The organism is Aeromicrobium sp. HA (assembly GCF_027171405.1).
Classification (GTDB): domain Bacteria; phylum Actinomycetota; class Actinomycetes; order Propionibacteriales; family Nocardioidaceae; genus Aeromicrobium; species Aeromicrobium tamlense.
On the sequence record NZ_CP114372.1, the window covers coordinates 3,303,214 to 3,326,346 of the forward strand.

The 23,133-nt window shown below is 71.7% G+C and carries 18 protein-coding genes, 2 tRNA genes and 1 riboswitch; of the genes, 13 read left to right on the forward strand and 7 right to left on the reverse strand.

Annotated elements, in window-relative coordinates; translation table 11 throughout:
- Positions 1 to 88: 88 nt before the first annotated feature.
- The 5 genes from O3S82_RS16365 to O3S82_RS16385 all read left to right on the forward strand — a co-directional run bounded on the left by O3S82_RS16365 (position 89) and on the right by O3S82_RS16385 (position 4,982).
- A complete protein-coding gene (locus tag O3S82_RS16365) occupies positions 89 to 781 on the forward strand; it encodes a response regulator transcription factor (RefSeq protein ID WP_269304262.1) in 693 nt (230 codons plus the stop codon).
- Positions 778 to 3,336: a DUF4153 domain-containing protein gene (locus tag O3S82_RS16370; protein ID WP_269304264.1), complete on the forward strand. Its 2,559-nt coding sequence runs from the start codon at positions 778 to 780 to the stop codon at positions 3,334 to 3,336. Before O3S82_RS16365 ends, O3S82_RS16370 begins: the two co-directional genes overlap by 4 nt.
- A gap of 59 nt (positions 3,337 to 3,395) precedes the next feature.
- Positions 3,396 to 3,483 (forward strand) — tRNA-Ser (locus tag O3S82_RS16375).
- Positions 3,484 to 3,562: 79 nt separating this feature from the next.
- Complete coding sequence (locus O3S82_RS16380) at positions 3,563 to 3,865, forward strand: DUF6458 family protein (protein WP_269304267.1); 303 nt, start codon at positions 3,563 to 3,565, stop codon at positions 3,863 to 3,865.
- A gap of 67 nt (positions 3,866 to 3,932) precedes the next feature.
- Positions 3,933 to 4,982: a lipoate--protein ligase family protein gene (locus O3S82_RS16385; RefSeq protein ID WP_269304269.1), complete on the forward strand. Its 1,050-nt coding sequence runs from the start codon at positions 3,933 to 3,935 to the stop codon at positions 4,980 to 4,982.
- Positions 4,983 to 5,086: 104 nt separating this feature from the next.
- Here the strand turns inward: O3S82_RS16385 and O3S82_RS16390 are convergent, their stop codons facing one another.
- From O3S82_RS16390 to O3S82_RS16400, 3 genes are all read right to left on the reverse strand, one after another.
- Positions 5,087 to 6,184: an acyl-CoA dehydrogenase family protein gene (locus tag O3S82_RS16390; protein ID WP_269304271.1), complete on the reverse strand. Its 1,098-nt coding sequence runs from the start codon at positions 6,182 to 6,184 to the stop codon at positions 5,087 to 5,089.
- Position 6,185: 1 nt separating this feature from the next.
- A complete protein-coding gene (locus tag O3S82_RS16395) occupies positions 6,186 to 7,301 on the reverse strand; it encodes an acyl-CoA dehydrogenase family protein (RefSeq protein WP_269304273.1) in 1,116 nt (371 codons plus the stop codon).
- 71 nt (positions 7,302 to 7,372) lie between these two features.
- Complete coding sequence (locus tag O3S82_RS16400) at positions 7,373 to 8,680, reverse strand: threonine/serine ThrE exporter family protein (protein WP_269304275.1); 1,308 nt, start codon at positions 8,678 to 8,680, stop codon at positions 7,373 to 7,375.
- Between the two features lie 100 nt (positions 8,681 to 8,780).
- On the opposite strand from O3S82_RS16400, the gene O3S82_RS16405 reads away from it, so the two are divergent.
- The 4 genes from O3S82_RS16405 to O3S82_RS16420 are packed head-to-tail and all read left to right on the forward strand — an operon-like array spanning position 8,781 to position 15,020.
- The gene (locus O3S82_RS16405) at positions 8,781 to 9,758 is read left to right on the forward strand and encodes an alpha/beta hydrolase (RefSeq protein WP_269304277.1); all 978 of its coding nucleotides are present in this window, start codon (positions 8,781 to 8,783) and stop codon (positions 9,756 to 9,758) included.
- Positions 9,755 to 10,366, forward strand: a complete 612-nt coding sequence (locus O3S82_RS16410) for an HAD family hydrolase (protein ID WP_269304279.1) — start codon at positions 9,755 to 9,757, stop codon at positions 10,364 to 10,366. The genes O3S82_RS16405 and O3S82_RS16410 overlap by 4 nt, the downstream gene beginning before the upstream one ends.
- Before the next feature lie 51 nt (positions 10,367 to 10,417).
- Entirely contained in the window at positions 10,418 to 12,394 is a 1,977-nt protein-coding gene (locus tag O3S82_RS16415) for a DNA polymerase III subunit gamma and tau (RefSeq protein ID WP_269304281.1), read from the forward strand.
- 13 nt (positions 12,395 to 12,407) lie between these two features.
- Positions 12,408 to 15,020, forward strand: a complete 2,613-nt coding sequence (locus O3S82_RS16420; RefSeq protein ID WP_269304283.1) for an aminodeoxychorismate synthase component I — start codon at positions 12,408 to 12,410, stop codon at positions 15,018 to 15,020.
- Here the strand turns inward: O3S82_RS16420 and adhP are convergent.
- Positions 15,007 to 16,038, reverse strand: coding sequence for an alcohol dehydrogenase AdhP (gene adhP, locus O3S82_RS16425; protein ID WP_269304285.1), 1,032 nt, complete (start codon positions 16,036 to 16,038; stop codon positions 15,007 to 15,009). The genes O3S82_RS16420 and adhP overlap by 14 nt on opposite strands.
- A 93-nt stretch (positions 16,039 to 16,131) precedes the next feature.
- Positions 16,132 to 16,199, forward strand: a riboswitch (guanidine-III (ykkC-III) riboswitch).
- Between the two features lie 10 nt (positions 16,200 to 16,209).
- Between adhP and O3S82_RS16430 the strand changes: the two genes are divergently transcribed.
- The 4 genes from O3S82_RS16430 to O3S82_RS16445 all read left to right on the forward strand — a co-directional run bounded on the left by O3S82_RS16430 (position 16,210) and on the right by O3S82_RS16445 (position 19,745).
- A complete protein-coding gene (locus O3S82_RS16430) occupies positions 16,210 to 16,524 on the forward strand; it encodes a DMT family transporter (RefSeq protein ID WP_269304287.1) in 315 nt (104 codons plus the stop codon).
- Between the two features lie 72 nt (positions 16,525 to 16,596).
- Positions 16,597 to 17,193, forward strand: a complete 597-nt coding sequence (gene recR / locus O3S82_RS16435; protein ID WP_179427562.1) for a recombination mediator RecR — start codon at positions 16,597 to 16,599, stop codon at positions 17,191 to 17,193.
- Positions 17,194 to 17,341: 148 nt separating this feature from the next.
- Entirely contained in the window at positions 17,342 to 18,631 is a 1,290-nt protein-coding gene (locus tag O3S82_RS16440; RefSeq protein ID WP_269304290.1) for an aspartate kinase, read from the forward strand.
- Positions 18,632 to 18,710: 79 nt separating this feature from the next.
- Positions 18,711 to 19,745, forward strand: a complete 1,035-nt coding sequence (locus tag O3S82_RS16445) for an aspartate-semialdehyde dehydrogenase (RefSeq protein WP_269304292.1) — start codon at positions 18,711 to 18,713, stop codon at positions 19,743 to 19,745.
- A 77-nt stretch (positions 19,746 to 19,822) separates the two neighbouring features.
- On the opposite strand, the gene O3S82_RS16450 is transcribed toward O3S82_RS16445, so the two are convergent.
- The 3 genes from O3S82_RS16450 to O3S82_RS16460 form a co-directional block, all read right to left on the reverse strand.
- Complete coding sequence (locus tag O3S82_RS16450) at positions 19,823 to 21,772, reverse strand: acetoacetate--CoA ligase (protein ID WP_269304293.1); 1,950 nt, start codon at positions 21,770 to 21,772, stop codon at positions 19,823 to 19,825.
- Between the two features lie 362 nt (positions 21,773 to 22,134).
- Positions 22,135 to 22,208 (reverse strand) — tRNA-Pro (locus tag O3S82_RS16455).
- An 18-nt stretch (positions 22,209 to 22,226) separates the two neighbouring features.
- Positions 22,227 to 23,129: a metallophosphoesterase gene (locus O3S82_RS16460; RefSeq protein ID WP_269304294.1), complete on the reverse strand. Its 903-nt coding sequence runs from the start codon at positions 23,127 to 23,129 to the stop codon at positions 22,227 to 22,229.
- Positions 23,130 to 23,133 lie beyond the last annotated feature (4 nt).

The window sequence follows — 23,133 nt, forward strand, 5'->3', positions numbered from 1 at the left end:
CGGGCGGCCGAACTCGCCGGGGCGATCTGCACAGGATCTTCACGATTCGTCCCCACGATCCGGCGACCCGGGCTCCTAGGTTGGGGGCATGACGACTGCTCGCCGCATCCTCCTCGTCGAGGACGAGCCCACCATCGGGACCGCCGTGACCGACCGGCTGACCGCCCACGGCCACGAGGTCGTGCGGGCCTGGGACGGGCCCGGCGCGGTCGCAGCGTTCGAGCAGCACGACCCGGACCTCGTCGTGCTGGACGTGATGCTGCCGGGGTTCGACGGCCACGAGGTGTGCCGGCGCATCCAGGCCGTGCGGCCCGTCCCGGTCCTCATGCTGACCGCGCGGGACGACGAGGCCGACGTCCTCGTGGGCCTCGCGGTCGGCGCCGACGACTACCTCACCAAGCCGTTCCGCATGCGCGAGTTGGTGGCGCGGGTGTCCGCGCTGCTGCGGCGCGTCGACCGAGCGGCCGAGCTGGCCGCGTCCGCACAGGGCTCGGTACGCGAGTGGGGTGACCTGCGGCTCGACGTCGGCGCCCGCCGGGTGTGGGTTGCGGACGAGGAGATCCACCTGACGCCGACCGAGTTCGACCTCCTGGTGTGCCTGGCCGCCGCGCCCGGCGACGTGCTCTCACGCGAGCGGCTGCTGGCCGAGGTGTGGGGGTGGGCCGAGGCCTCCGGCACCCGCACCGTGGACAGCCACGTGAAGGGCCTGCGCGCCAAGATCGGCGCCGACCGGATCCGCACGGTGCACGGTGTCGGCTACGCGCTCGAGGTGTCGTCATGACGCGGCCGCTGGACCCGATCGGGTCGGTGAAGGTCAAGCTCGGCCTGCTGGTCGCGGCGAGCGTCCTGGTGGCCTCGATCGTGGCCACGGTGGGCGCTGCCGGTGGCGTGCCGATCTGGCTGAGCATCCCCGTGACGATCGCGCTGGCCCTCGCGGTGACCCAGCTGCTGGCGTCCGGCATGACCTCGCCACTGCGCCAGATGACGGCGGCGGCGGCGCGGATGGCGCGCGGCGACCACAGCACCCGCATCACCGAGACCTCGCGTGACGAGATCGGCGAGCTGGCCCGCGCCTTCAACCGCATGGCCGCCGACCTCGAGCAGGTCGACCGCCAGCGGCGCGACCTCATCGCGAACGTGAGCCACGAGCTGCGCACGCCGCTGACCGCCATGTGCGCGCTGCTGGAGAATCTCGCTGACGGCGTGAGCGAGCCCGACCCGGCGACCCTGCGCAGCGCGCTGGCGCAGGCCGAGCGACTCTCGGCCCTCGTCGCGGACCTGTTGGACCTCTCCCGCGTGGACGCCGGCGCGGTGCCGCTGCACGTGGAGCCGGTCGTCGTGCGCGAGCTGCTCGTGTCGGCGGCCGACGAGTTCCAGTACGGCGACCGCGACGTCGAGGTCACGGTGGCCGTCGAGCCCCCGGACCTCGAGGTCGAGGCCGACCCGGCCCGGCTGCGCCAGCTCGTGGCGAACCTCGTCGACAACGCGACCCGGCACTCGCCGGCGGGCGGGACGGTGTCGATCCGGGCGCGGCTCGTCGACGCCGGCTGGCTGCTCGAGGTGGCCGACGAGGGTCCCGGCGTCGCGCCGGACTCTCGCGCCCGCGCATTCGAGCGCTTCGGCACCCTCGCCGAGACCGAGGGCGGTGGCGGCACGGGCCTGGGCCTGGCCATCGCCCGCTGGGTGACCGACCTGCACGGCGGGACGATCCGCTTCGTCGACCCCGAGCCCGGCCACGCCGGCGCGCGCGTCCACGCCGTCCTGCCGCTCGCCGCGCCCCCGACCCGTGACCGCGCCCCCGTGGCCGCACCGAAGGAGATCCCCGTGCCCGACACCTCCGCACCGACCCCGCCCTCGGCGACCCCGCCGCCGCTCCCGTCCATGACGGACTCGCTGTTCGGCGGCCTGTGGCCCGACCGGGGCGAGCCCGGACGACCGCGCCTGCTCGCCTGGGCGGTCGGGGTCGGCGTGCTCGCCGGCATCGCGCTGCCGTTCCACGACCTCGGCCTCGGCACGTTCCTCGTGCTGATGGCGGCGGGCCTGCTGCTGTTCGCGGCCAGCCCGCGCCGGCGCCGGCCGTTCACCATCGCGTGCGCCGTCCTGTGCACCCTCCTGGCCTCCACGGCGCTGATCCGCGACGCCGAGTGGATCGTGATCCTGTGCCTCATGGCCGGCGGTGCGATCGCCACCATGGCGCTCACGGACGCGAGGAACGTGCCGGGCTTCGTGATCTCGGCGATCTCGTGGCCGCTCGCGGGCCTGCGCGGCATCCCGTGGCTCGGCCGCACGATGCGGATGCTCACGGGCACCGGTCACGGCATCGCCGTGGTGCGCACCGTCCTGTGGTCGGTCCTCGGCCTGACGATCTTCGCCTTCCTGTTCATGTCGGCCGACGCGCTGTTCGCCGAGTGGTTCAGCGGGCTCGTGCCCGACTTCGGCTCCGCCGACTTCGCGGTCCAGGTGTTCGTCGCCATCGCCGTCGGCGGCATCGCGCTGGCGGGCACGTACCTGGCGCTCAACCCGCCGGAGGTCGACACGGTGCGCTGGGAGTCCTCTCCGGTCGCGAAGCGGTTCGAGTGGCTCGTGCCCGTGCTGGTCGTGGACGCGGTGTTCGTCGCCTTCCTCGTGGCCCAGGCCGCGGCCATCTTCGGCGGGCGCGACTACTTCGAGCGCACGACCGGGCTGACCTACGCGGAGTACGTGCACCAAGGCTTCGGCCAGCTGACGGTCGCCACGGCGCTGACGCTGTTCGTGGTCTGGGCCGCGTCCCGCAAGGCCTCCCGCGAGACCGTCGCGGACCGGACGTGGCTGCGCGTCGCGCTCGGCCTGTTGTGCGTCATGACGCTGCTCGTGGTGGCGTCGGCGCTCAACCGGATGGCGCTCTACCAGGAGGCCTACGGCTTCACCCAGCTGCGACTGCTGGTCGACGTCTTCGAGGGCTGGCTCGGCCTGCTGGTGCTCGCCACGATCGCCGCCGGCTGGCGACTGCGCGGCACCTGGCTGCCGCGGATCGGCCTGATCAGCGGCGCGGTGCTGCTGCTGGGCATCGCCGCGATCAACCCGGACGCCTGGATCGCCGACCACAACCTCGACCGCTACGAGACCACCGGCAAGGTCGACTGGTACTTCCTGTCACAGCTCTCGGACGACGCCGTGCCCACGATGGAGTCGCGCCTGTCCGAGGCGGACCAGACCTGCGCCCTGTCGGGCGATCGGCACGATTCGGCGTCGTGGCTGGAGTGGAACCTGGGCCGTCAGCGGGCCGAGTCGCTGGGACTGGAGACGAGCGCTGCGGACTTCACCACTGACGCCTGCACGGGCCAGACGGAAGGCTGAGATCCGCCGGTCCCGGCCCGATTCGCCGCTCGCGGCCGGGTCCACGTAGACTCCTCGGCGGAGGATTCGCATAGTGGCCTAGTGCGCTCGCTTGGAAAGCGGGTTGAGTGAAAGCTCTCAGGGGTTCGAATCCCCTATCCTCCGCCACTCGAAGCCGGCTCAGGGAATCTCACCGAGATCCCGAGGGCCGGCTTCGCTGGTTCCCGGACCCTCTCGCCTGCTCAGAATGCGGACACCCACGATCCGTGCCACCGTTTTCCAGACCGAAACGGTCGGCGCACCCGCTCCGGCCGTCATCGAGGGAAAGGGACCTGACATGTACTTCGGTGGATCCATCGCCCTGATCGCCATCGGCGCGATCCTTGCGTTCGCGGTGACCGATGCCATCAACGGCATCGACCTGACCATGGTCGGCTACATCTGCATGGCGGCCGGTGCCCTGGGCATCGTGCTCAGCCTGATCGTCAACAGCCGCCGCGACCACGCCGTTCGCGACACCCGTCGCGACGACCTGCCACCGGCTCGCTGAGTCACCCGCCTCGCACGTCCGGTTCAGCTGGCGGAAGCATCTGTCGCCAGGGGGTGTTGAACCGGACATGCGCGGTGAATACAAGGTCCCGGGCGGCAAGCTCGTCGCGGTCGACCTCGAAGTCCAGAACGACCGGCTCGTCGACGTGAGCGTCTCGGGGGACTTCTTCCTCGAGCCCGAGGAGGCCCTCCTCGACGTCAACGCGGCGCTGACCGGCCTCTCGGTCGACGCGTCCGTCGACCAGCTCACCTCCTCCATCACCGGGGCCGTCGGCCCCGAGACCGCCTTCATCGGCTTCACGCCCGAGGCCGTCGGCATCGCCGTCCGCCGGGCGCTCGGCAAGGCCACCGGCTGGCATGACCACACCTTCGACGTGATCGGTCCCGTCACGATGGACCCGGCGATGCACGTCGCCCTCGACGAGATCATCGGCCGTGAGGTCGCCGACGGCACTCGCCCGCCCACGTTCCGCATCTGGGACTGGGACAGCCCGCTCGTCGTGATCGGCTCCTTCCAGAGCTACGTCAACGAGATCGACGCCGAGGGCGCCGCGAAGCACGGCATCGACGTCGTGCGACGCGTCTCCGGCGGCGGGGCGATGTTCATGGAGCCGGGCAACTGCATCACCTACTCGCTCGTCGTCCCCGGCTCACTGGTCGAGGGGCTGAGCTTCGAGCGCTCCTACTCGTTCCTCGACGACTGGGTGATCGAGGCGCTCGCCGAGGTCGGCGTGAACGCGCGGTTCGTGCCGCTCAACGACATCGCCAGCGAGGCGGGCAAGATCGGCGGCGCCGCCCAGAAGCGCTTCGCCGGCGGCTCGGTGCTGCACCACGTGACGATGGCCTACGACATCGACGCCGACAAGATGACCGAGGTGCTGCGCATCGGTCGCGAGAAGATGAGCGACAAGGGGACCCGCTCGGCCAACAAGCGCGTCGACCCGATGCGCTCGCAGACCGGCCTCACGCGCGAGGCGATCCTCGACAGCTTCCTCGAGACGTTCCGCCGCCGGTACGCCACGCGCGACTCGGAGTACACCGAGGCCGAGCTCAGCGAGGCCAAGCGCCTCGTCGACGAGAAGTTCTCGACGCGCGAGTGGACCCACCGCGTGCCCTGAGCCGCGGGGTGGCCCCGCCCCCGCTCCACTTGTGGAGCGGCGACCACGCAGACGACGAGACCCGCCGAGCAGCGCTCGGCGGGTCTCGTCGTTGAAAGGCTGGATCAGCCGATCGGGTCGAAGACGTCGTGGTCGCCGACCGTGGCGGCCAGGCGCGCCCGGTGGAACTCGCCGTCGCCGATCAGGTGCTCGATCGCGAGCAGGCGGCTGGCGTAGTGGCCGACCGAGTACTCGGCGGTCATGCCGATGCCGCCGTGCAGCTGGATCGCGTCGAGGCCGATGTGGCGACCGGCCACGCTGACCTGCAGCGCCGCGTGCGAGGCGGCCGTGGCCAGCTGCTCGGGCGTGGTGTCCTCGTCGGCCGCCACGATCGTGGCCCACGTGATCGTGCTGCGGGCCAGCTCGAGCGCGACGTACATGTCCGCGGCGCGGTGGTTGAGCGCCTGGAACGTGTTGAGCGTGACGCCGAACTGCTTGCGCGTCTTGAGGTAGCCGACCGTGGTGGTCAGTGCCGTCTCCATCGCACCGAGCGCCTCGTGGGCGTAGGCGATGCGGGCGCGGTCGAGGGCGACCTCGAGCGCGGCGGTCTGGTCGCCACCCTCGCCCAGCTGCACCGCGGGGGTGTCGCCGAACGTGACGGTGGCGGCGCGGCTGTCGTCGTTGGTGACGGCCGTCTCGACCGCCGTGGCGCCCTCGACGAGGAACACGCCGGTGCCGCCCTCGGGCAGCGCGGCCGTGACCAGCAGCAGGTCGGCACGCTCGGCCTGGACCACAGGGGCCTTCACGCCGTTGAGCTTGCCGTCGGCGAACGTGACCGACGCCTGCGTCGACCAGCGCTTGCCGGGCTCGAGCCACGCCAGGATCGGCAGGACCTCGCCGCCGGCGATGGCGTCGACGTACTGCTTCTTCTGCTCGTCGGTGCCGAGCGCCTCGATGAGGCCGCCGGCCAGCACGATCGCCTCGACGAACGGGTCGGGGGCGATGACCTTGCCGAGCTCCTCGGCGGCCAGCGAGACCTCGACGGGCGAGGCCTCGAACGGCAGGCTCAGCACGCCCATCTCGGCGAGCTTGTCCCACGCGGCGAAGCCGGGCTCGGTCTTGGTGACCTCACGACGGGCCTCGGAGGACTCGTAGACGTTGGTGATCAGGCCACGGACGGCCTTGACGAGAGCCTTCTGCTCCGAATCGATGGTGAAGTCCATGTCACAGTCCCAGGATCGTGCCGGCGATGATCTGGCGCTGGATCTCGTTGGATCCGCCGTAGATCGACACCTTGCGGTTGTTGAGGAAGACGCGGGTGTCGCGGCTGGTGATGGCCGCGGGACCCTCGAGGTCGACGAGCAGGTCCGAGACGGCCTGCGTCAGCTGCGAGCCCTTGATCTTGAGCACGCTCGAGGCCGGGTGCGGCTTGTCGCCGGAGGAGCCGGCGGCCACGCGCAGGGCGGTGAGCTCGAGCGCGGTGAGCTGGTTCTCGATGTCGGCGATCCGCGACGCGTACTGGTCGAAGACGCCCTGCTCCTTGGCCTTCTTCTTGGCCGAGGCCAGGTGCAGCTGGCTGTCGCCGACGCGGGCGATGCCGACGCGCTCGTTGCCGAGGAGGAACTTGGCGTACGTCCAGCCCTTGTTCTCCTCGCCGACGAGGTTCTCGGCGGGGACGCGCACGTTGTCGAAGAAGACCTCGTTGACCTCGTGGCCGCCGTCGATCAGCTCGATCGGGCGGACCGTGAGGCCCTCGGACTTCATGTCGATCAGCAGGAAGCTGATGCCCATCTGCTTCTTGGGCGCATCGGGATCGGTGCGAACCAGGGTGAAGATCCAGTCGCCGTACTGGCCGAGCGTGGTCCACGTCTTCTGGCCGTTGACGACGTACTCGTCACCGTCGCGCACGGCGGTGGTGCGCAGGCCGGCGAGGTCGGAGCCGGCGTCGGGCTCGGAGAAGCCCTGGCTCCACCAGATGTCGAGGTTGGCGGTGGCGGGCAGGAAGCGCTCCTTGAGCTCCTGCGAGCCGAAGGTCGCGATGACCGGGCCGACCATCGAGGCGTTGAAAGCCAGCGGCGGCATGACGCCGGCCAGCTGCATCTCCTCGTGCCAGATGTGGCGCTGGAGCTGGGTCCAGTCCTTGCCGCCCCACTCGACGGGCCACCCGGGAACGGCCAGTCCGCCGGCGTTGAGCGCCTGCTGCGAGCGCACGATCTGGTCGCGCGTGAGCTCGCCGCGGTTGATCACGGCGTCGCGGATGTCCTGCGGAACCTGGGTGGTGAAGAACTCACGCATCTCCTCGCGGAATGCCTGGTCCTCGGCTGACAACTGAAGTCTCATGAAGTGCCCCTTCGCACTAAGCGCTTGCTTAGCATCGAGAATACTGTGCAACTGCCGTTGACACCAGTGAGTCACTTCCGCTTCGACTTGGCTCGGAAGGGGCCCACCAGACGTGGTCCGGACAGCCGGCGCTCGAGCCGCTTGGTCTCGCGTCCGAGCGGTTGAGCAGCATACTCACCGAGGATGACCCCTGCGGCCAGCGCCACCGCCACCGCCATCGCGGTGATGCCCGCGAAGATGCCCGAGAGGCTCTCCTCTGCCAGCTGCGCGAGCGAGCGGTAGATCGTCAGGCCGGGCAGCAGCGGGACGATCGCGGGCACCACCATGACCAGCGCCGGGATGCGCAGGCCGCGCGAGGCCGGGTAGCTGACGACACCGATGAGGAAGGCGGCCATCCCGGCGGCCCAGGGCCGGTCGAGCCCGTTCTGGAACATGGCGGACGAGAACGCGCCGGCGCCCGCGCCGATCGCCGCGATGACCGGCACCGAGGTCCACGGCGCGTACGACTGCACCGCGAAGCCGGCGGCCGCGACGGCCGCGCCGATCGTGACGAACGGCAGGTGCGACAGGTCGGGCCAGCTCGTGCCCGAGCCGAGGTCGACGCCGAGCATCCGACCGACCATGAGGCCGCCCGAGACGCCGGCGACGATGCCGCCCGTGGCGAGCACGACCTCGAGCAGCCGCGCCACGGCGGTCAGCTGGTAGCCGGTGAGCGCGTCCTGGATCGCGCCCATGAGGCCCAGACCGGCGAGCAGCACGACGATGTTGGCGGCGATGACGAGCGAGGGCGGCGACGGCACCTGCAGCGCGGCGGCGGACACGGCGATGAGCGAGGCGCACAGTCCGCCCACCACCTGGATGTAGAAGTCGGGGAGCCGTCGTACCTCGAGCGGCCGCCGGACCACCTCGATCACGACGGCGGCCAGGAACGCGATCGCCGTGACCAGCACGCCGCCGCCGAGCATGAGGGCGACGCCCGCGCCGACCGCGCCCGCCGCCGCGATCACGACCCAGCGAGGACGCGCGTGGCCGCTCGTGGCGATCGCGGCCAGCCGCGAGCGGGCCTCGTCGAGGCCGATCTCGTCGTTCAGCAGGTCGCTCACGAGGCGGTCGATCGCGGTGACGTCCTCGAAGTCGGTCTCGCGCCGGACCACGTTCCGACGCAGGATCAGCGGCGGCTCGTCGAGCTGCTGGTCGTGGACCATCGTCAGCATGATGTGCGTGACGTCGACGTAGGTGCCGCGCAGGCCGAGATGGCGGGCGATCGACGACATCGTCGCCGACACGTCGGCCGTGCCCGCGCCGTTGGACAGCAGCATCTCCCCCGCGCGCAGGGCGAGGTCCATGATGCGGAGAGTCTCCGGCGCCGAGGTGCTCATGACTCCACCTTTCCTGATGGCCCGGGAGGATGCCGCGTACCCCCGGACCGAGCCGTCGCCTGGGCCTAGGGTGGGGGTCCGAGCAGCGCGAGGAGGACCGATGACCGGCTGGACCGAGGACATCCTGGGCGACCCGTACGAGCGACGGACGATCGACCTGGGCACCGATCCCGACGGCGAGGGCGAGATCACCGCGACCCTCGTCCGGCGCCGGTTCGAGGGCGAGCCGCGCGGCGCACTGGTCTACGTTCACGGCTTCAGCGACTACTTCTTCCAGACCGAGCTGGCCGAGTTCTACGCCGACCGCGGCTTCGCCTTCTACTCCCTCGACCTGCGCAAGTGCGGCCGGTCGCTGGGCCGGGGCCACACCCCGCACTACGTCTCGGACCTCGCGCTGTACGACCGCGAGCTCGACGAGACCCTGCGCACCGTGCGCGCCGAGGTGCCCGACGTGCCGATCGTGCTCTCGGCGCACTCCACGGGCGGCCTCGTGCTGCCGCTGTGGCTCGACCGGCTCAACCTCGAGCCCGGCGGCGCGCGCGGGCGCGGCATCGCCGGCCTGGTGCTCAACAGCCCGTGGTTCGACCTGCAGGGCGCGCCGTGGATGCGCTCGATCGGCACGCAGGCGATCCGCGCGTTCGCGAAGGTCCGCCCCAAGGACCGCATGCGGCTGCCTCTCGCCGAGGCCTACGGCGTCAGCCTCTACCGCGAGCACGGCGGCCTGTGGGACTACGACCTCGCCTGGAAGCCGCTCGCCGGGTTCCCCGTGACCTACGGCTGGCTCACGGCGGTCCGGCGCGGCCACGCGGTCCTGCACCGAGGCCTCGACGTCGGCGTGCCCTCGCTCGTGCTCCGGTCGCACCGGTCGTGGTTCAGCTTCAAGCACCACGAGAAGACCGACACGTCCGACGCCGTGCTCGACGTCCGCCAGATCGCGCGGTGGTCGGGCTGCCTCGGCGGCGACGTCACCTCGCTGCAGGTGCGGAACGCCCGCCACGACGTCTACCTGTCGAACGACGACCCGCGCGCCGAGGCCTACCGGCTCACCGGCGAGTGGCTCGACCGCTGGATCCCGTGACGCGCACGATCGGGTTCGACCTGGACATGACGCTGATCGACTCGCGCCCGGGGATCCGCGCGGTCTACGAGGAGCTGTCGCGCCAGACGGGCGTGCCGATCGACGCCGAGCTGGCGGTGTCGCGGCTCGGGCCGCCGCTCACGTGGGAGCTCGAGCACTGGTTCCCCGCCGAGGCCGTGCCCGAGATGTTCACGCGGTACCGCGCGATGTACCCCGAGATCGCGATCCCCCGCGTGCTCGCGATGCCCGGCGCGGACGAGGCGCTCGCCGCCGCGCGCGAGCTCGGCCGCGCCATCGTCATCACCGCGAAGGCCGGACCGAACGCCGTCCTGCACCTCGAGCACCTCGGGCTCCCCCACGACGCGGTGGTGGGCGACGCCTGGCGCGAGCAGAAGGCCGAGGTCCTCGTCCGCGAGTCCGCCGACACCTACGTCGGCGACCACGTGCACGACATGGACGCGGCGCGGATCGCCGAGGTGAGAGGCCTCGCCGTGACCACCGGGCCCTGCTCGGCCGAGGAGCTGGTGGCGGCCGGCGCCGCCCACGTGGCGGACGACCTGACGGCCTTCGTGCCGCTGCTACGAACCGGCGCGAGCCCTCGCCCGTGAGCCGTGCGGCGACGGTGACCGCTGTCGGGGCAGGCGTCTAGGGTGGTCTCCGTGGACGCACCCCTGGCGCTTTACCGACGCTATCGGCCCGAGACGTTCGCCGAGGTCATCGGCCAGGATCACGTCACCCAGCCGCTGCGCCACGCCCTGTCGAACAACCGGGTCAACCACGCCTACCTGTTCAGCGGACCGCGCGGCTGCGGCAAGACCACCAGCGCCCGGATCCTGGCGCGCGCGCTGAACTGCGAGCGCGCGCCCATCGCGGATCCGTGCGGCGAGTGCCAGAGCTGCCGCGACCTCGCGCGCGGCGGCCCGGGCAGCATCGACGTCATCGAGATCGACGCCGCCAGCCACGGCGGCGTCGACGACGCCCGCGACCTGCGCGAGCGCGCGTTCTTCGCGCCCGTCAGCAGCCGCTACAAGGTCTACATCATCGACGAGGCCCACATGGTCTCGCCGCAGGGCTTCAACGCGCTGCTCAAGCTCGTCGAGGAGCCGCCGCCGCACCTCAAGTTCATCTTCGCCACGACCGAGCCCGACAAGGTCATCGGCACGATCCGCTCGCGCACGCACCACTACCCGTTCCGGCTCGTCCCGCCGAAGCTGCTCAGCGACTACATGCTCCAGCTGTGCCGCAGCGAGGACGTCGGCCTCGAGCCCACCGCGCTGCCGCTCGTCGTGCGCGCCGGCGGCGGCTCGGTCCGTGACTCGCTCAGCGTCCTCGACCAGCTGCTGGCCGGCTCGGGTCCCGATGGCATCACCTACGACCTCGCCGTCCAGCTGCTGGGCTACACGCCCGACTCGCTGCTCGACGAGGCGGTCGAGGCGTTCGCGGCCGACGACGCCGCCACCGTGTTCGGGGTCGTCGACAAGGTGATCGAGTCCGGCCAGGACCCCCGCCGCTTCGCCGAGGACCTGCTCCAGCGATTCCGCGACCTCGTCATCCTCAAGGCCGTCCCCAGCGCCGTCGAGAACGGCCTCCTCGAGACGCCCGCCGACCGCACGGCCGTGCTGCAGCGCCAGGTCGCGGGCTTCGAGCCCACCGAGCTCACCCGTGCGGCCGACCTCGTCAGCGAGGCGCTCACCGAGTTCCGCGGCGCCACCGCTCCGCGCCTCATGCTCGAGCTGATGTGCGCGCGGATCCTCGTGCCTGGCGCCGACAACTCCGTCGAGGGCTTCCACGCGCGCCTCGACCGGCTCGAGCGGCGGCTCTCCGGTGCCGCGCCGGCTCCCGTTCCTGCGGCCGCCGACGCCCCGGCGCCCCCGACCGCTGCGGCACCCGCGTCCGCCGCCGTCCCGGAGACCACGTGGGAGACCGAGTCCCCGACTCCCGCACAGCAGGCTCCCGAGCCGCAGTCCCCCGAGCCCCAGGCTCCCGAACCCCGGACTCCTGAGCCCCAGACGCCGACGCCCCAGCCGGCCCCGGAGCCCGCGCCCCAGCCCGCCCCGGTGGCGCCCCGGGTGCAGCCGCCCTCGGCTCCCGAGCCCGAGATCTCCCAGCCGGCCCCCGCGGCACCCGGTCAGCTGACCACGGCCGACGTCCGCCGGATGTGGCCGCAGGTCCTCGAGCGGGTGCAGCAGCTGCGCCGCTTCACGTGGGTCATGCTCAGCCAGAACGCCCAGGTGGCGGCGCTCGACGGCTCCACCCTCACCCTCGCGCTGGTCAACACCGGCGCCCGCGACTCGTTCGTCAAGAGCGGCTCCGACCAGATCGTCCAGCAGGCGCTGTCCGACGTCATGGCGGTGCAGTGGCGCATCGAGGCGATCGTCGACCCCTCGGCCACGCCCACCGGCACCGCGCCGGCCCCCGCCGCGAGTGCGCCGTCCCCGCCCGCGCCGCAGGAGTCGCGCGTGCCCGAGTCGGTCCGCGATGCCCTCCGCCAGGGTCCCGTGCCCATCGAGCGGCTCGATCCCGACGCGGGCGTCGACCCCGACGACCCGGTCGTCGACGACGGCACGCAGGACGCCGAGGCACTGCTGGCCGAGCACCTCGGAGCCGAGATCATTGACGAGACCACCCACGGCTGACCCTGCCCCGCCGGTGCGGCGGCGACTCGACCTCGACGCGTCGCCCACCGAGGTCCTGCGGCGCCTGCGCGGCCGCGACCGGCTGGTCGCCCTCGTCGGCGCGTGGCACCAGGGCGAGGCGCTCATCGCCTGCGAGCCCGTACGCCTGCTGGAGGCGTGGGACGACGTCGACCTGCCCCGCCAGGACGACGACGGCTTCGGCGGTGGCTGGATCGGCGCGTGGGGCTACCGCCTCGGCCGCCACGTGGAGCAGCTCCCCGACGGCCCGTCGCGACCGATTCCTCAGCCCGACCACCGGGTCGGCCTCTACGACCTCGTGCTGCGCCGGGTCCGCGGCACGTGGTGGCTCGAGTCCCTCGGTGAGCCCGATCCGGCCCGCGTCGACTCGCTCCTCGAGGCCGTCGCGATGCCCGCGCCGGCCCAGCCGTTCACCGCCGGCACGTTCGAGCTGACGCCCGGTCCCGATGTGCACCGCGCGGCCGTGCGACGAGCCCTCGACCACATCGAGGCGGGCGACATCTTCCAGGTCAACCTGTGCGCACGGCTCGAAGCGGCGTTCGAGGGCGACCCGCTCGACGCGTTCTGCAGGGGCGTCGAGTCGCTGCGCCCCGCCTACGCGGCCTACGTCTCGTCGCCCGAGGGAGCGCTGGCCAGCCTCTCGCCCGAGCTGTTCCTGCGCCGCACCGGCGACGAGGTGCTCACCTCGCCCATCAAGGGCACGGCACCGCTGACCGCCGACCCCCGCGAGCTCGAGGCCTCGGCGAAGAACCGCGCCGAGAACGTCATGATCGTCGACCTCATGCGCAACGACCTCGGTCGCGTGGCGCTGCCCGGATCGGTGCGGGTCCCGGCGCTCAACCGGCTCGAGCGGCACAGCGTGTGGCACCTGGTCTCCGACGTCGTGGGGCACCTGCCCGCCGAGGTCGGCGACGGCGACCTGCTGCGCGCCACCTTCCCGCCCGGCTCGGTCACGGGCGCGCCGAAGGTGCGCGCGATGGAGATCATCGCCGAGCTCGAGACCACCGGCCGCGAGGCGTACACGGGCGCGATCGGGCACGTCAGCGCCACGGCCGGGATGGAGCTCAACGTCGTCATCCGCACGTTCGAGTTCGCGCGCGACGCCGAGGGCAGTCAGCGGGTCTGGCTGGGCCTCGGCGGCGGCATCGTGGCCGACTCCGACCCCGACGACGAGTACGCCGAGTGCCTCGTCAAGGCGCGGCCGCTGATCCGGGCGATCGGGGGGCGGCTCGACCTCGAGGCCGTTCCCTCGGGCGCGCCGGCGGTGGCGACCACTCCCGTCGGCGACCTCGGTCGCCCCGTCGACGCGTCCCGCGGGATCTTCGAGACCGTCCTCGTCGTGGACGGGCACGCCGACGACCTCGACGCCCACCTCGCGCGGCTCGACGCCAGCGTCCGGTCCGTCTACGGCACCACCGTCCGGGCTGGGCTCGAGGAGGCGGTGCACCAGCGCATCGCGGGTCTGCACGGCCGGCACCGGCTGCGGCTCGACGCGGTCCCGCGCGGCCACGACGTCCGGGTCTCGATGACCACGTCACCGCTCGATGCCGCCCCGGCCGCGTGGGCGCTCGTGCCGCAGGTGCTCCCGGGCGGTCTCGGCGAGCACAAGTGGGCCGACCGCTCGCGGGTCGCGCCCGCCGCCGCCGAGCCGCTGCTGCTCGACGCCGACGGATCGGTTCTGGAGACCGAGCGCGCCAATGTCTTCGCGGTCCTCGACGACGGCCTCCACACGCCCGCCCTCGACGGTCGCCTCCTGCCCGGCACCACCCGTGCGCGCGTGGTCGAGCTGGCGCTCGGCCTCGGCATCCCCGTATTCCAGCACCGGCTCACCACCGCCGACCTCGCGGCCGCCACCGAGGTCTTCGTCACCAACGCGCTGCGCGGCATCGTCCCGGTCACCTCGTGCGAGGGCATCGGGGCCTGGCCCCCCGGCCCCCTCACCGCCCGCCTCGCCGACGCCCTGCGGGGGGACGGATCTTGGTACCAAGATGTCGCCCCAGCGACCCGACGGTCGAAAGATCCGTCCCCCTCCGGACGGCCGCGGGTGCTGTTCATCGACAACTACGACTCGTTCGTGTTCAACCTCGCGCAGTACGTGGGCGAGCTCGGCGGCAGCACCGAGGTCGTGCGCCACGACGCCGCGAGGGTCGACGAGCTGCTCGCCGGCGACTTCACCCATGTGATCGTCTCGCCCGGGCCCGGCACCCCCGCCGACGCCGGCATCAGCGCCGAGGTCGTCCGCAGGTTCGGCGACCACACGCCCGTCCTCGGCGTCTGCCTCGGCCACCAGGTGATCGGCGAGGTCTTCGGCGCGCGCGTCGTCCGCGCCGACCGCGTGGTGCACGGCAAGTCCTCGCTCGTCCACCACGCCGGGGCGGGCGTGTTCGCCGGCCTTCCCTCACCGCTGGTCTGCGCGCGCTACCACTCGCTCGTCGTCGAGGACGTCCCGCCGGTCCTCGAGGTCACGGCCCGCACCGGCTCGGGCATCGTCATGGGCCTGCGCCACCGCGAGCTGCCGATCGAGGGCGTCCAGGTGCACCCCGAGTCCATCCTCACCGCGCGCGGGCACGACCTGCTCGCGCGATTCCTGGGACTCAGTACCGCATGACCACGCGGCCGTCGATCCGGCCGTGCTCCATCTCGTCGAAGATGTCGTTGATCTCGTCCAGCGACCTCGTCGACACGGTCGGGTGGATCCGGCCCGACGCGAAGAACTCGAGCGCCTCGACCATGTCCTGACGGGTGCCCACGATCGAGCCGCGCACGGTCAGCCCGCGCAGCACGATGTCGAAGATGTTGGCCGGGAAGTCACCCGGCGGCAGCCCGACGAACACGATCGTGCCGCCGCGGCGGGTCATGCCGGTGGCCTGGCCGAACGCCTCGCGGTGCACGGCCGTGACCAGGACGCCGTGCGCCCCTCCCACCGTCTCCTGCACGAAGGCGACCGGGTCGTCCTTGGCCGCGTTCACGACGTGCTCGGCGCCGTGCTTGCGCGCCAGCTCGAGCTTCGCGTCGTCGACGTCCACGCCGATCACGCGCATGCCCATCGCCACCGCGTACTGGACCGCGATGTGGCCGAGGCCGCCGATGCCGCTGATGACCATCCACTGCCCCGGGTGCGTGTTCGCGACCTTGAGGCCCTTGTAGACCGTGACGCCCGCGCACAGGATCGGCGCGACCTCGACGTCGTCGACCCCGTCGGGCACGCGTGCGGCGAAGCGCTCGTCCACGAGCATGTACTCGCCGAACGAGCCGTCGACGCCGTAGCCGCCGTTCTGCTGCTGCTCGCACAGCGTCTCCCAGCCCTGGCGGCAGTACTCGCAGGCGCCGCACGCCGACCACAGCCAGGCGTTGCCGACCCGGTCGCCGACCGCGAGCTGCGTGACGCCCTCGCCGAGCGCGACCACCTCGCCGAAGCCCTCGTGGCCGGGGATGAGCGGGCGCTTCGGCGGCACCGGCCAGTCGCCGTTCACGGCGTGCAGGTCGGTGTGGCAGACGCCCGAGGTGATCAGCCGGACGAGCGCCTGGCCCGGGCCGGGCGTCGGCACCGGCACCTCGTCGATGGTCAGGGGGGCGCCGGCCTCGGCGCTGACGGCGGCGCGCATCGTGCGCGGGATGTCGGTCATGGTTCGTCCTCTCCACCACCGACGCTAGTCCGCGAAGGTGTCACCGACGTTGCATCCGATTTGGCCCCCGACCCCGGACGTGAAAGGCTGGAATCCGAGCCGGGATCCCCGGCCACCGGACGAGTGGAGTCGTACCCGGAGCGCGACAAGACGGCCACGAAGGAGTCCGTCATGTCGTGGATCGTTCTGGTCGTCTCGGGTCTGTTCGAGGCCGTGTGGGCCACCGCCCTGGGTCGCAGCGAGGGCTTCAGCAAGCTCGTCCCCTCGATCGTCTTCGTCGTCGCCTGCGCCATCTCGATGGCCGGCCTCGCGTGGGCGATGCGGGACCTGCCGATCGGCACCGCCTACGCCGTGTGGGTGGGCATCGGCGCCGCCGCCACGGTCGGCTGGGCCATGTTCACCGGCACCGAGCCGATCTCGATCACCAAGTTCCTGCTCATCGGCGGGCTGATCGGCTGCGTCGTCGGTCTCAAGCTCGCGCACTGAGTCGCGCACGCGGCCGCCGGACTCGCCTCGTCGGAGGCGGTTCGGCTGGCCGCGGCCGACTACGCTGTCGGTGTGTACGAAAGCGTGATCCAGGACCTCATCGACGAGCTCGGTCGACTGCCGGGCATCGGCCCGAAGAGCGCCCAGCGGATCGCGTTCCACCTCCTCGACGCCGACCCCGAGGACGTCAAGCGCTTCGCGCAGACCCTCGTCGACGCCAAGACCAAGGTCCTGTTCTGCTCGGTCTGCGGCAACGTCACGGTCGACACCACGTGCCGCATCTGCTCCGACCCGCGCCGCGACGACTCGGTGCTGTGCGTGGTCGAGGAGAGCAAGGACGTCATCGCGATCGAGCGCACCCGTGAGTTCCGCGGCCGCTACCACGTGCTGGGCGGCGCGATCAGCCCCATCGCGGGCATCGGTCCCGACCAGCTGCGCATCAAGGAGCTGCTCGGCCGCCTGCAGGACGGCGCCGTCACCGAGGTCATCATCGCCACCGACCCGAACCTCGAGGGCGAGGCCACGGCCACGTACCTCATGCGGATGCTCGTGCCGATCGGCCTGAAGGTCACCAAGCTCGCCAGCGGCCTGCCCGTGGGCGGCGACCTCGAGTACGCCGACGAGGTCACCCTCGGGCGCGCGTTCGAGGGCCGCACCGCCGTCGGCTGATGGCCGAACCCGGTCAACCGGGGAAACTTCGCTCTCGTCCAGCGCCCGGACGGCGGGCCGGAGGCTGGAAGCGCAGGGGCTAGACTGGCCGAGGCGCAACGTGGCGTCATCTCCCTGTGCCAGCAACCCCCAGAGCAAGGAAATGTCCATGGGCATCGTCGTGCAGAAGTACGGCGGCTCGTCGGTGGCGGACGCCACCAGCATCAAGCGAGTCGCCCAACGCATCGTGGCGACCAAGAAGGCCGGTCACGACGTGGTCGTCGTCGTGTCCGCGATGGGTGACACGACCGACGAGCTGATCGACCTGGCCAACCAGGTCTCTCCCCTCCCGCCGGGCCGCGAGCTCGACATGCTCCTCACCGCAGGTGAGCGCATCTCGATGGCGCTGCTGGCGATGGCGATCGAGACCCTGGGCCAGGAGGCGCGCAGCTTCACCGGCTCGCAGGCCGGCGTCCTCACCGACGACGTCCACGGCAAGGCCAAGATCATCGACGTCACGCCCGGCCGCCTCCAGTCGGCGATCGCCGACGGCGCGATCGTCATCGTGGCGGGCTTCCAGGGCGTCTCGCAGACCACCAAGGACATCACCACGCTCGGCCGCGGCGGCTCGGACACCACCGCCGTCGCGCTGGCGTCGGCGCTCAAGGCCGACGTGTGCGAGATCTACACCGACGTCGACGGCATCTTCACCGCCGACCCGCGCATCGTCCCCACGGCCACGCGCATCCCCGCGATCTCCTACGAGGAGACGCTCGAGATGGCCGCCAGCGGTGCGAAGATCCTGCACCTGCGGTGCGTCGAGTACGCCCGCCGCAACACCATGCCCATCCACGTGCGGTCGTCGTTCAGCGACAAGACGGGCACGTGGGTCGTGGCCGCCGAAGACGTCAGCAAGTACACGGAAGAAGGACAGGCGATGGAGCACGCCATCATCTCCGGGGTCGCCCACGACCGCAGCGAGGCCAAGATCACCGTCGTCGGGGTGCCCGACAAGGTGGGCTACGCCGCCGCCGTCCTGCGCGCCCTGGCCGAGGCCCGGATCAACATCGACATGATCGTCCAGAACGTGTCGGCCGCCGCGACGGCGCTCACCGACATCTCCTTCACGCTGCCGCGCGACGACGGCCAGACCGCGATGACCGCGCTGGCCCGCCTCAAGGACCAGATCGGCTTCGAGCGCCTGCAGTACGACGACAGCGTCGGCAAGGTCTCGATCGTCGGCGCCGGCATGCGCTCGCAGCCCGGCATCACCGCCACGTTCTTCGAGGCGCTGGCCGCGGCCGGCGTCAACATCGGCATGATCTCCACCTCCGAGATCCGCATCTCGGTCGTCGTGGGCGAGAACGAGGTCGACGCTGCGGTCAACGCCGCCCACGAGGCCTTCGGCCTGGGCAACGAGGACACCGAGGCCGTCGTGTACGGAGGGACCGGGCGATGAACGAGCGCCAGCGAGTGATCAATTCAGCACGTGGAATCGCGGCACCGACCTACCGTGCCCTTTCCGAGGCGGTGGCGCGATGACCAAGATCGGAGTCGTCGGCGCGACCGGCCAGGTCGGCGCCGTCATGCGTCAGCTGCTCGAGGACCGGAACTTCCCCGCGGAGTCGGTGCGCTTCTTCGCCTCGGCCCGCTCGGCGGGCAAGACCCTGCCGTTCCGCGGCGAGGAGATCGTCGTCGAGGACACCGCCACGGCGGACGTCTCCGACCTCGACATCGCGCTGTTCAGCGCCGGCGCCACGATGAGCAAGGTCCAGGCCCCGCGCTTCGCCGAGGCCGGCGTGACCGTCATCGACAACTCGTCGGCGTGGCGCAAGGACCCGAGCATCCCGCTGGTCGTCAGCGAGGTGAACCCCGGCGACATCCCCGCAGGCGACGGCCCCCGCGGCCGCGGCATCATCGCGAACCCGAACTGCACCACCATGGCCGCGATGCCGGTGCTCAAGCCGCTGCACGACGCCGCCGGTCTCGTCCGGCTCACCGTCAGCAGCTACCAGGCGGTCTCGGGCTCGGGCTTGGCCGGCGTCGAGGAGCTGCACTCGCAGGCCCTCGCCACGGTCGAGAAGGCCGACGCGCTCACCCACGACGGTCGCGCGCTCGAGTTCCCCGAGCCGGTCAAGTACGTCGCGCCGATCGCGTTCAACGTGATCGCGCTGGCGGGCGCGATCGTCGACGACGGCTCGCACGAGACCGACGAGGAGCAGAAGCTCCGCAACGAGTCGCGCAAGATCCTCGGCCTGCCCGACCTGCGGGTCGCGGGCACGTGCGTGCGCGTCCCGGTGTTCACGGGCCACTCGCTGTCGATCCACGCCGAGTTCGCGAACGACATCACGCCTGAGCAGGCCGAGGAGATCCTCGGCTCGGCGCCCGGCGTGACGCTCACCGACGTGCCCACCCCGCTCGAGGCGGCCGGGCGCGACGAGAGCCTCGTCGGCCGCATCCGCCAGGACCAGTCGCTCGAGGGAAACCAGGGCCTCGTGCTGTTCGTGTCGGGCGACAACCTGCGCAAGGGTGCCGCGCTCAACACGATCCAGATCGCCGAGCTGCTGGTCTGATCTGCCAGCCCGCCCAAGATGTGCTCCCATTTCCACCTTTCAGAGGGCTTGAAAGGTAGAAATGGGAGCAAATCTCGTCAAGGGCGGAAGGCGAGGAAGTCGTCGAGGACCTCGGGGTTCTGCAGCGCGCCCTTGGCTGCCGCGTCGTCCACGGGCGTGCCGCGCAGGATCTTCTTGACGGGTACCTCGAGCTTCTTGCCCGAGAGCGTGCGCGGCATGCCGCGCACCTGGTGCACCTCGTCGGGCACGTGGCGAGGCGACAGCTTCGAGCGCAGCTCGGTGGCGATCCGCTTCGTGAGGTCGTCGTCGAGCACCGCGCCCTCGACGAGCGCCACGAACAGCAGCAGGCGCCCGGCGCCGCCCTCGGAGTCCTCGAGGTGAACCACGATGCTGTCGGCGACCTCGGGCATCGACTCGACGACCGAGTAGAACTCCGAGGTGCCCAGCCTCACGCCACCGCGGTTGAGCGTGGCGTCGCTGCGGCCGGTGATCGTGCACGAGCCGTACGAGGTCAGGTTGATCCAGTCGCCGTGGCGCCAGACGCCCGGGAAGTCCTCGAAGTAGGCGGCGCGGTAGCGCGAGCCGTCGTCGTCGCCCCAGAAGCCGACGGGCATGGACGGCATCGGCTGCTTGATGACGAGCTCACCCAACTGGTCGCGCACCGGCCGGCCCTGCTCGTCGAACGAGTCCACGTCGCAGCCCAGCGACCGGCACGAGATCTCGCCCGCGTAGACCGGCACCGTGGGCGCCGCCCCGACGAACGCCGCACAGGTGTCCGTGCCGCCCGAGACCGAGGCCAGCTGCACCTGCGGGTCGAACTCGTCGTAGACCCAGCGGAATCCTGCCTCGGGCAGCGGGGCGCCGGTGGAGCCGAGCGCGCGCAGCGCCGAGAGGTCGGCGACCTGCGCGGGGTGCAGCTCCTCCTTGCGGCACTGGAGCAGGAACGGCGCGCTGGTGCCGAAGTACGTCACCCCGACCTCGGCGGCCATCTGCCAGAGCGCCTCGAGGCCCGGATGGGCCGGGTTGCCGTCGAACATCACCACGGTGGTGCCCGCGCCGATGCCGGAGACGAGGTAGTTCCACATCATCCAGCCGGTGGTGGAGAACCAGAAGAAGCGGTCCTCGGGGCCGAGGTCGCTCTGCAGGCTGAGCGCCTTGAGGTGTTCGATCGTGATGCCGCCGTGTCCGTGCACGATCGGCTTCGGCAGGCCCGTGGTGCCCGAGGAGAACAAGACGTAGAGCGGTGCGTCGAACGGCAGCCGCGCGAACTCGAGCGGGCCGGTGGTGGCGGTGAACTCCCGCCAGGTCGTGGCGCCTTCGGGAGCGGGCGCCTCGGGGTCCAGGTACGGCAGCCAGACGACCTGGCGCAGTGACGGCAGCGCCTCGGTGATCGTGGCCACCTGGTCGCGCCGGTCGATCCCCTTGTCGCCGTAGCGGTAGCCGTCGACGGCGAGCAGAACCACAGGCTCGATCTGCTGCCACCGGTCGATGACGCTCTGCGTGCCGAACTCGGGCGCGCACGAGGAGAAGATCGCGCCGAGGCTGGCCGACGCCAGCAGCAGCACGAGCGTCTCGGGGATGTTCGGCGCGTAGGCCGCCACCCGGTCGCCGGGGGCGACGCCGGCCGCGAGGAGTCCCTGCCGTGCCCGCGCCACCTGCTCGCGCAGCCCGGCGGCGGTCAGCGTGACCTCGTCGCGGCTCTGCGACCGCGCGATCACCACGACGTCGTCGTCGGCGCGCCCCGGGATGCGCAGCATCGCCTCGGCGTAGTTGAGCCGCAGCTCGGGGAACCACCGCGCTCCGGGCATCGAGGCATCGGGGAGCACGGGCTCGGCGGTGCCGTCGTGCGGCAGGTCGAGGTACTCCACCCAGGCGCCCCAGAACCCGGCGAGATCGTCCACCGACCACTGCCACAGCGCGTCGTAGTCGGGGACGTCCACTCCCTTCGTGCGGGCGACCCAGGCGGCGAAGCGCTCGATCGCGGAGGTGCCGGAGAGGGCGGGCTCCCAGAGGACGTCGGCAGGCATGTCGGCAGTCTAGGTGTGACGCACGACGCACGAGAGTCGGGACCGGGCAGGGCGCGAGGCGGCCGCCGGCCGTGGCTTCCCCACCAGACCGACGACCGCCTCGCTCGCACCGGCGTGCCCCCCAGCACGCCGGCGCACCCCGCACGATGGAAGACCTGCGGGGCGGCTCCTCGGCCTTCCCGCCCCGGTGCACACACGCGGGAGAACCCGCTCACCGGAGCTGCCGAGCGCCCGGAGCGATCCGGGCACCCGGTCAGTGTGCCCTAACTGCGAGTTACGCGCCAATCGGGAGGGCGTGAGCCGATGCACCCCAGAGCGGCACGAAGCCCGGACTCCGAGGGAGTCCGGGCTTCGTGAGTGGGTCGGGGTGACAGGATTTGAACCTGCGGCCTCGTCGTCCCGAACGACGCGCGCTACCAAACTGCGCCACACCCCGTGTGCAACCTCGGAAATTCTACCCGGTCAGGGTGAGGACTGTCGCCTCGGGTCGGCAACAGAACCGGAACGGGGTGAACGGCGAGGTCCCGCAGCCCGCCGAGACGTGCAGCCACGAGGCGTCGTGACCCGGGGTCCGGTGCGTGTGGAGGCCGTTCGCGCGGGCCCGGTCGATGTCGCAGTTCGTGACCAGCGCGCCGAACCCCGGAACCTGCAGCTGGCCGCCGTGCGTGTGCCCCGCGAGGATCAGCTCGTTGCCCGCGGCGTTGAACGAGTCGAGCACGCGCAGGTAGGGCGCGTGCGCGACGCCGATGCGCAGGTCGGCGGTGGCGTCGGCGGGCTGGTGGTCGAGCCGGTCGAACCGCAGGTGCGGGTCGTCGACGCCGGTGAAGGCGATGCGGGTGCCCTTGACCGTGAGCTCGTCCCGCCGGTTGTTGAGGTCGCGCCACCCCTGGTGGGAGAGCACGGCGCGCAGCTCCTCGTACGGCAGGTCGCGGGGGCGCTCCCAGTCGCCGCCGGTGTCGACGCCGGTGCCGCCGGTGAGGTAGGTGGCCGGGTTCTTGAGCTTCGGCGAGTAGTAGTCGTTGGACCCGAAGACGAAGACGCCGGGCACCTGCAGGAGGTCGGAGAGGGCGGTCACGAGAGGCACGACCGAGTCGCGGTGGGCGAGGTTGTCGCCCGTGTCCACGACGAGGTCCGGCCGCAGCCCGGCGAGGGACTCGAGCCACTCCTGCTTCGCGTGCTGGCCCGGCGTGAGGTGGATGTCCGACAGGTGCAGCACGCGGATCGGCTCGTGCCCCGCGGGCAGCACCGGCGCCGTGAACTCGCGCACCACGAAGCGGCGCGTGGCCTCGACGTAGGAGTACGCGAGCGTGCCCAGTCCGAGCGCCGTGGTCGCTCCCAGCAGCCGGGTCAGTCGCATGCCG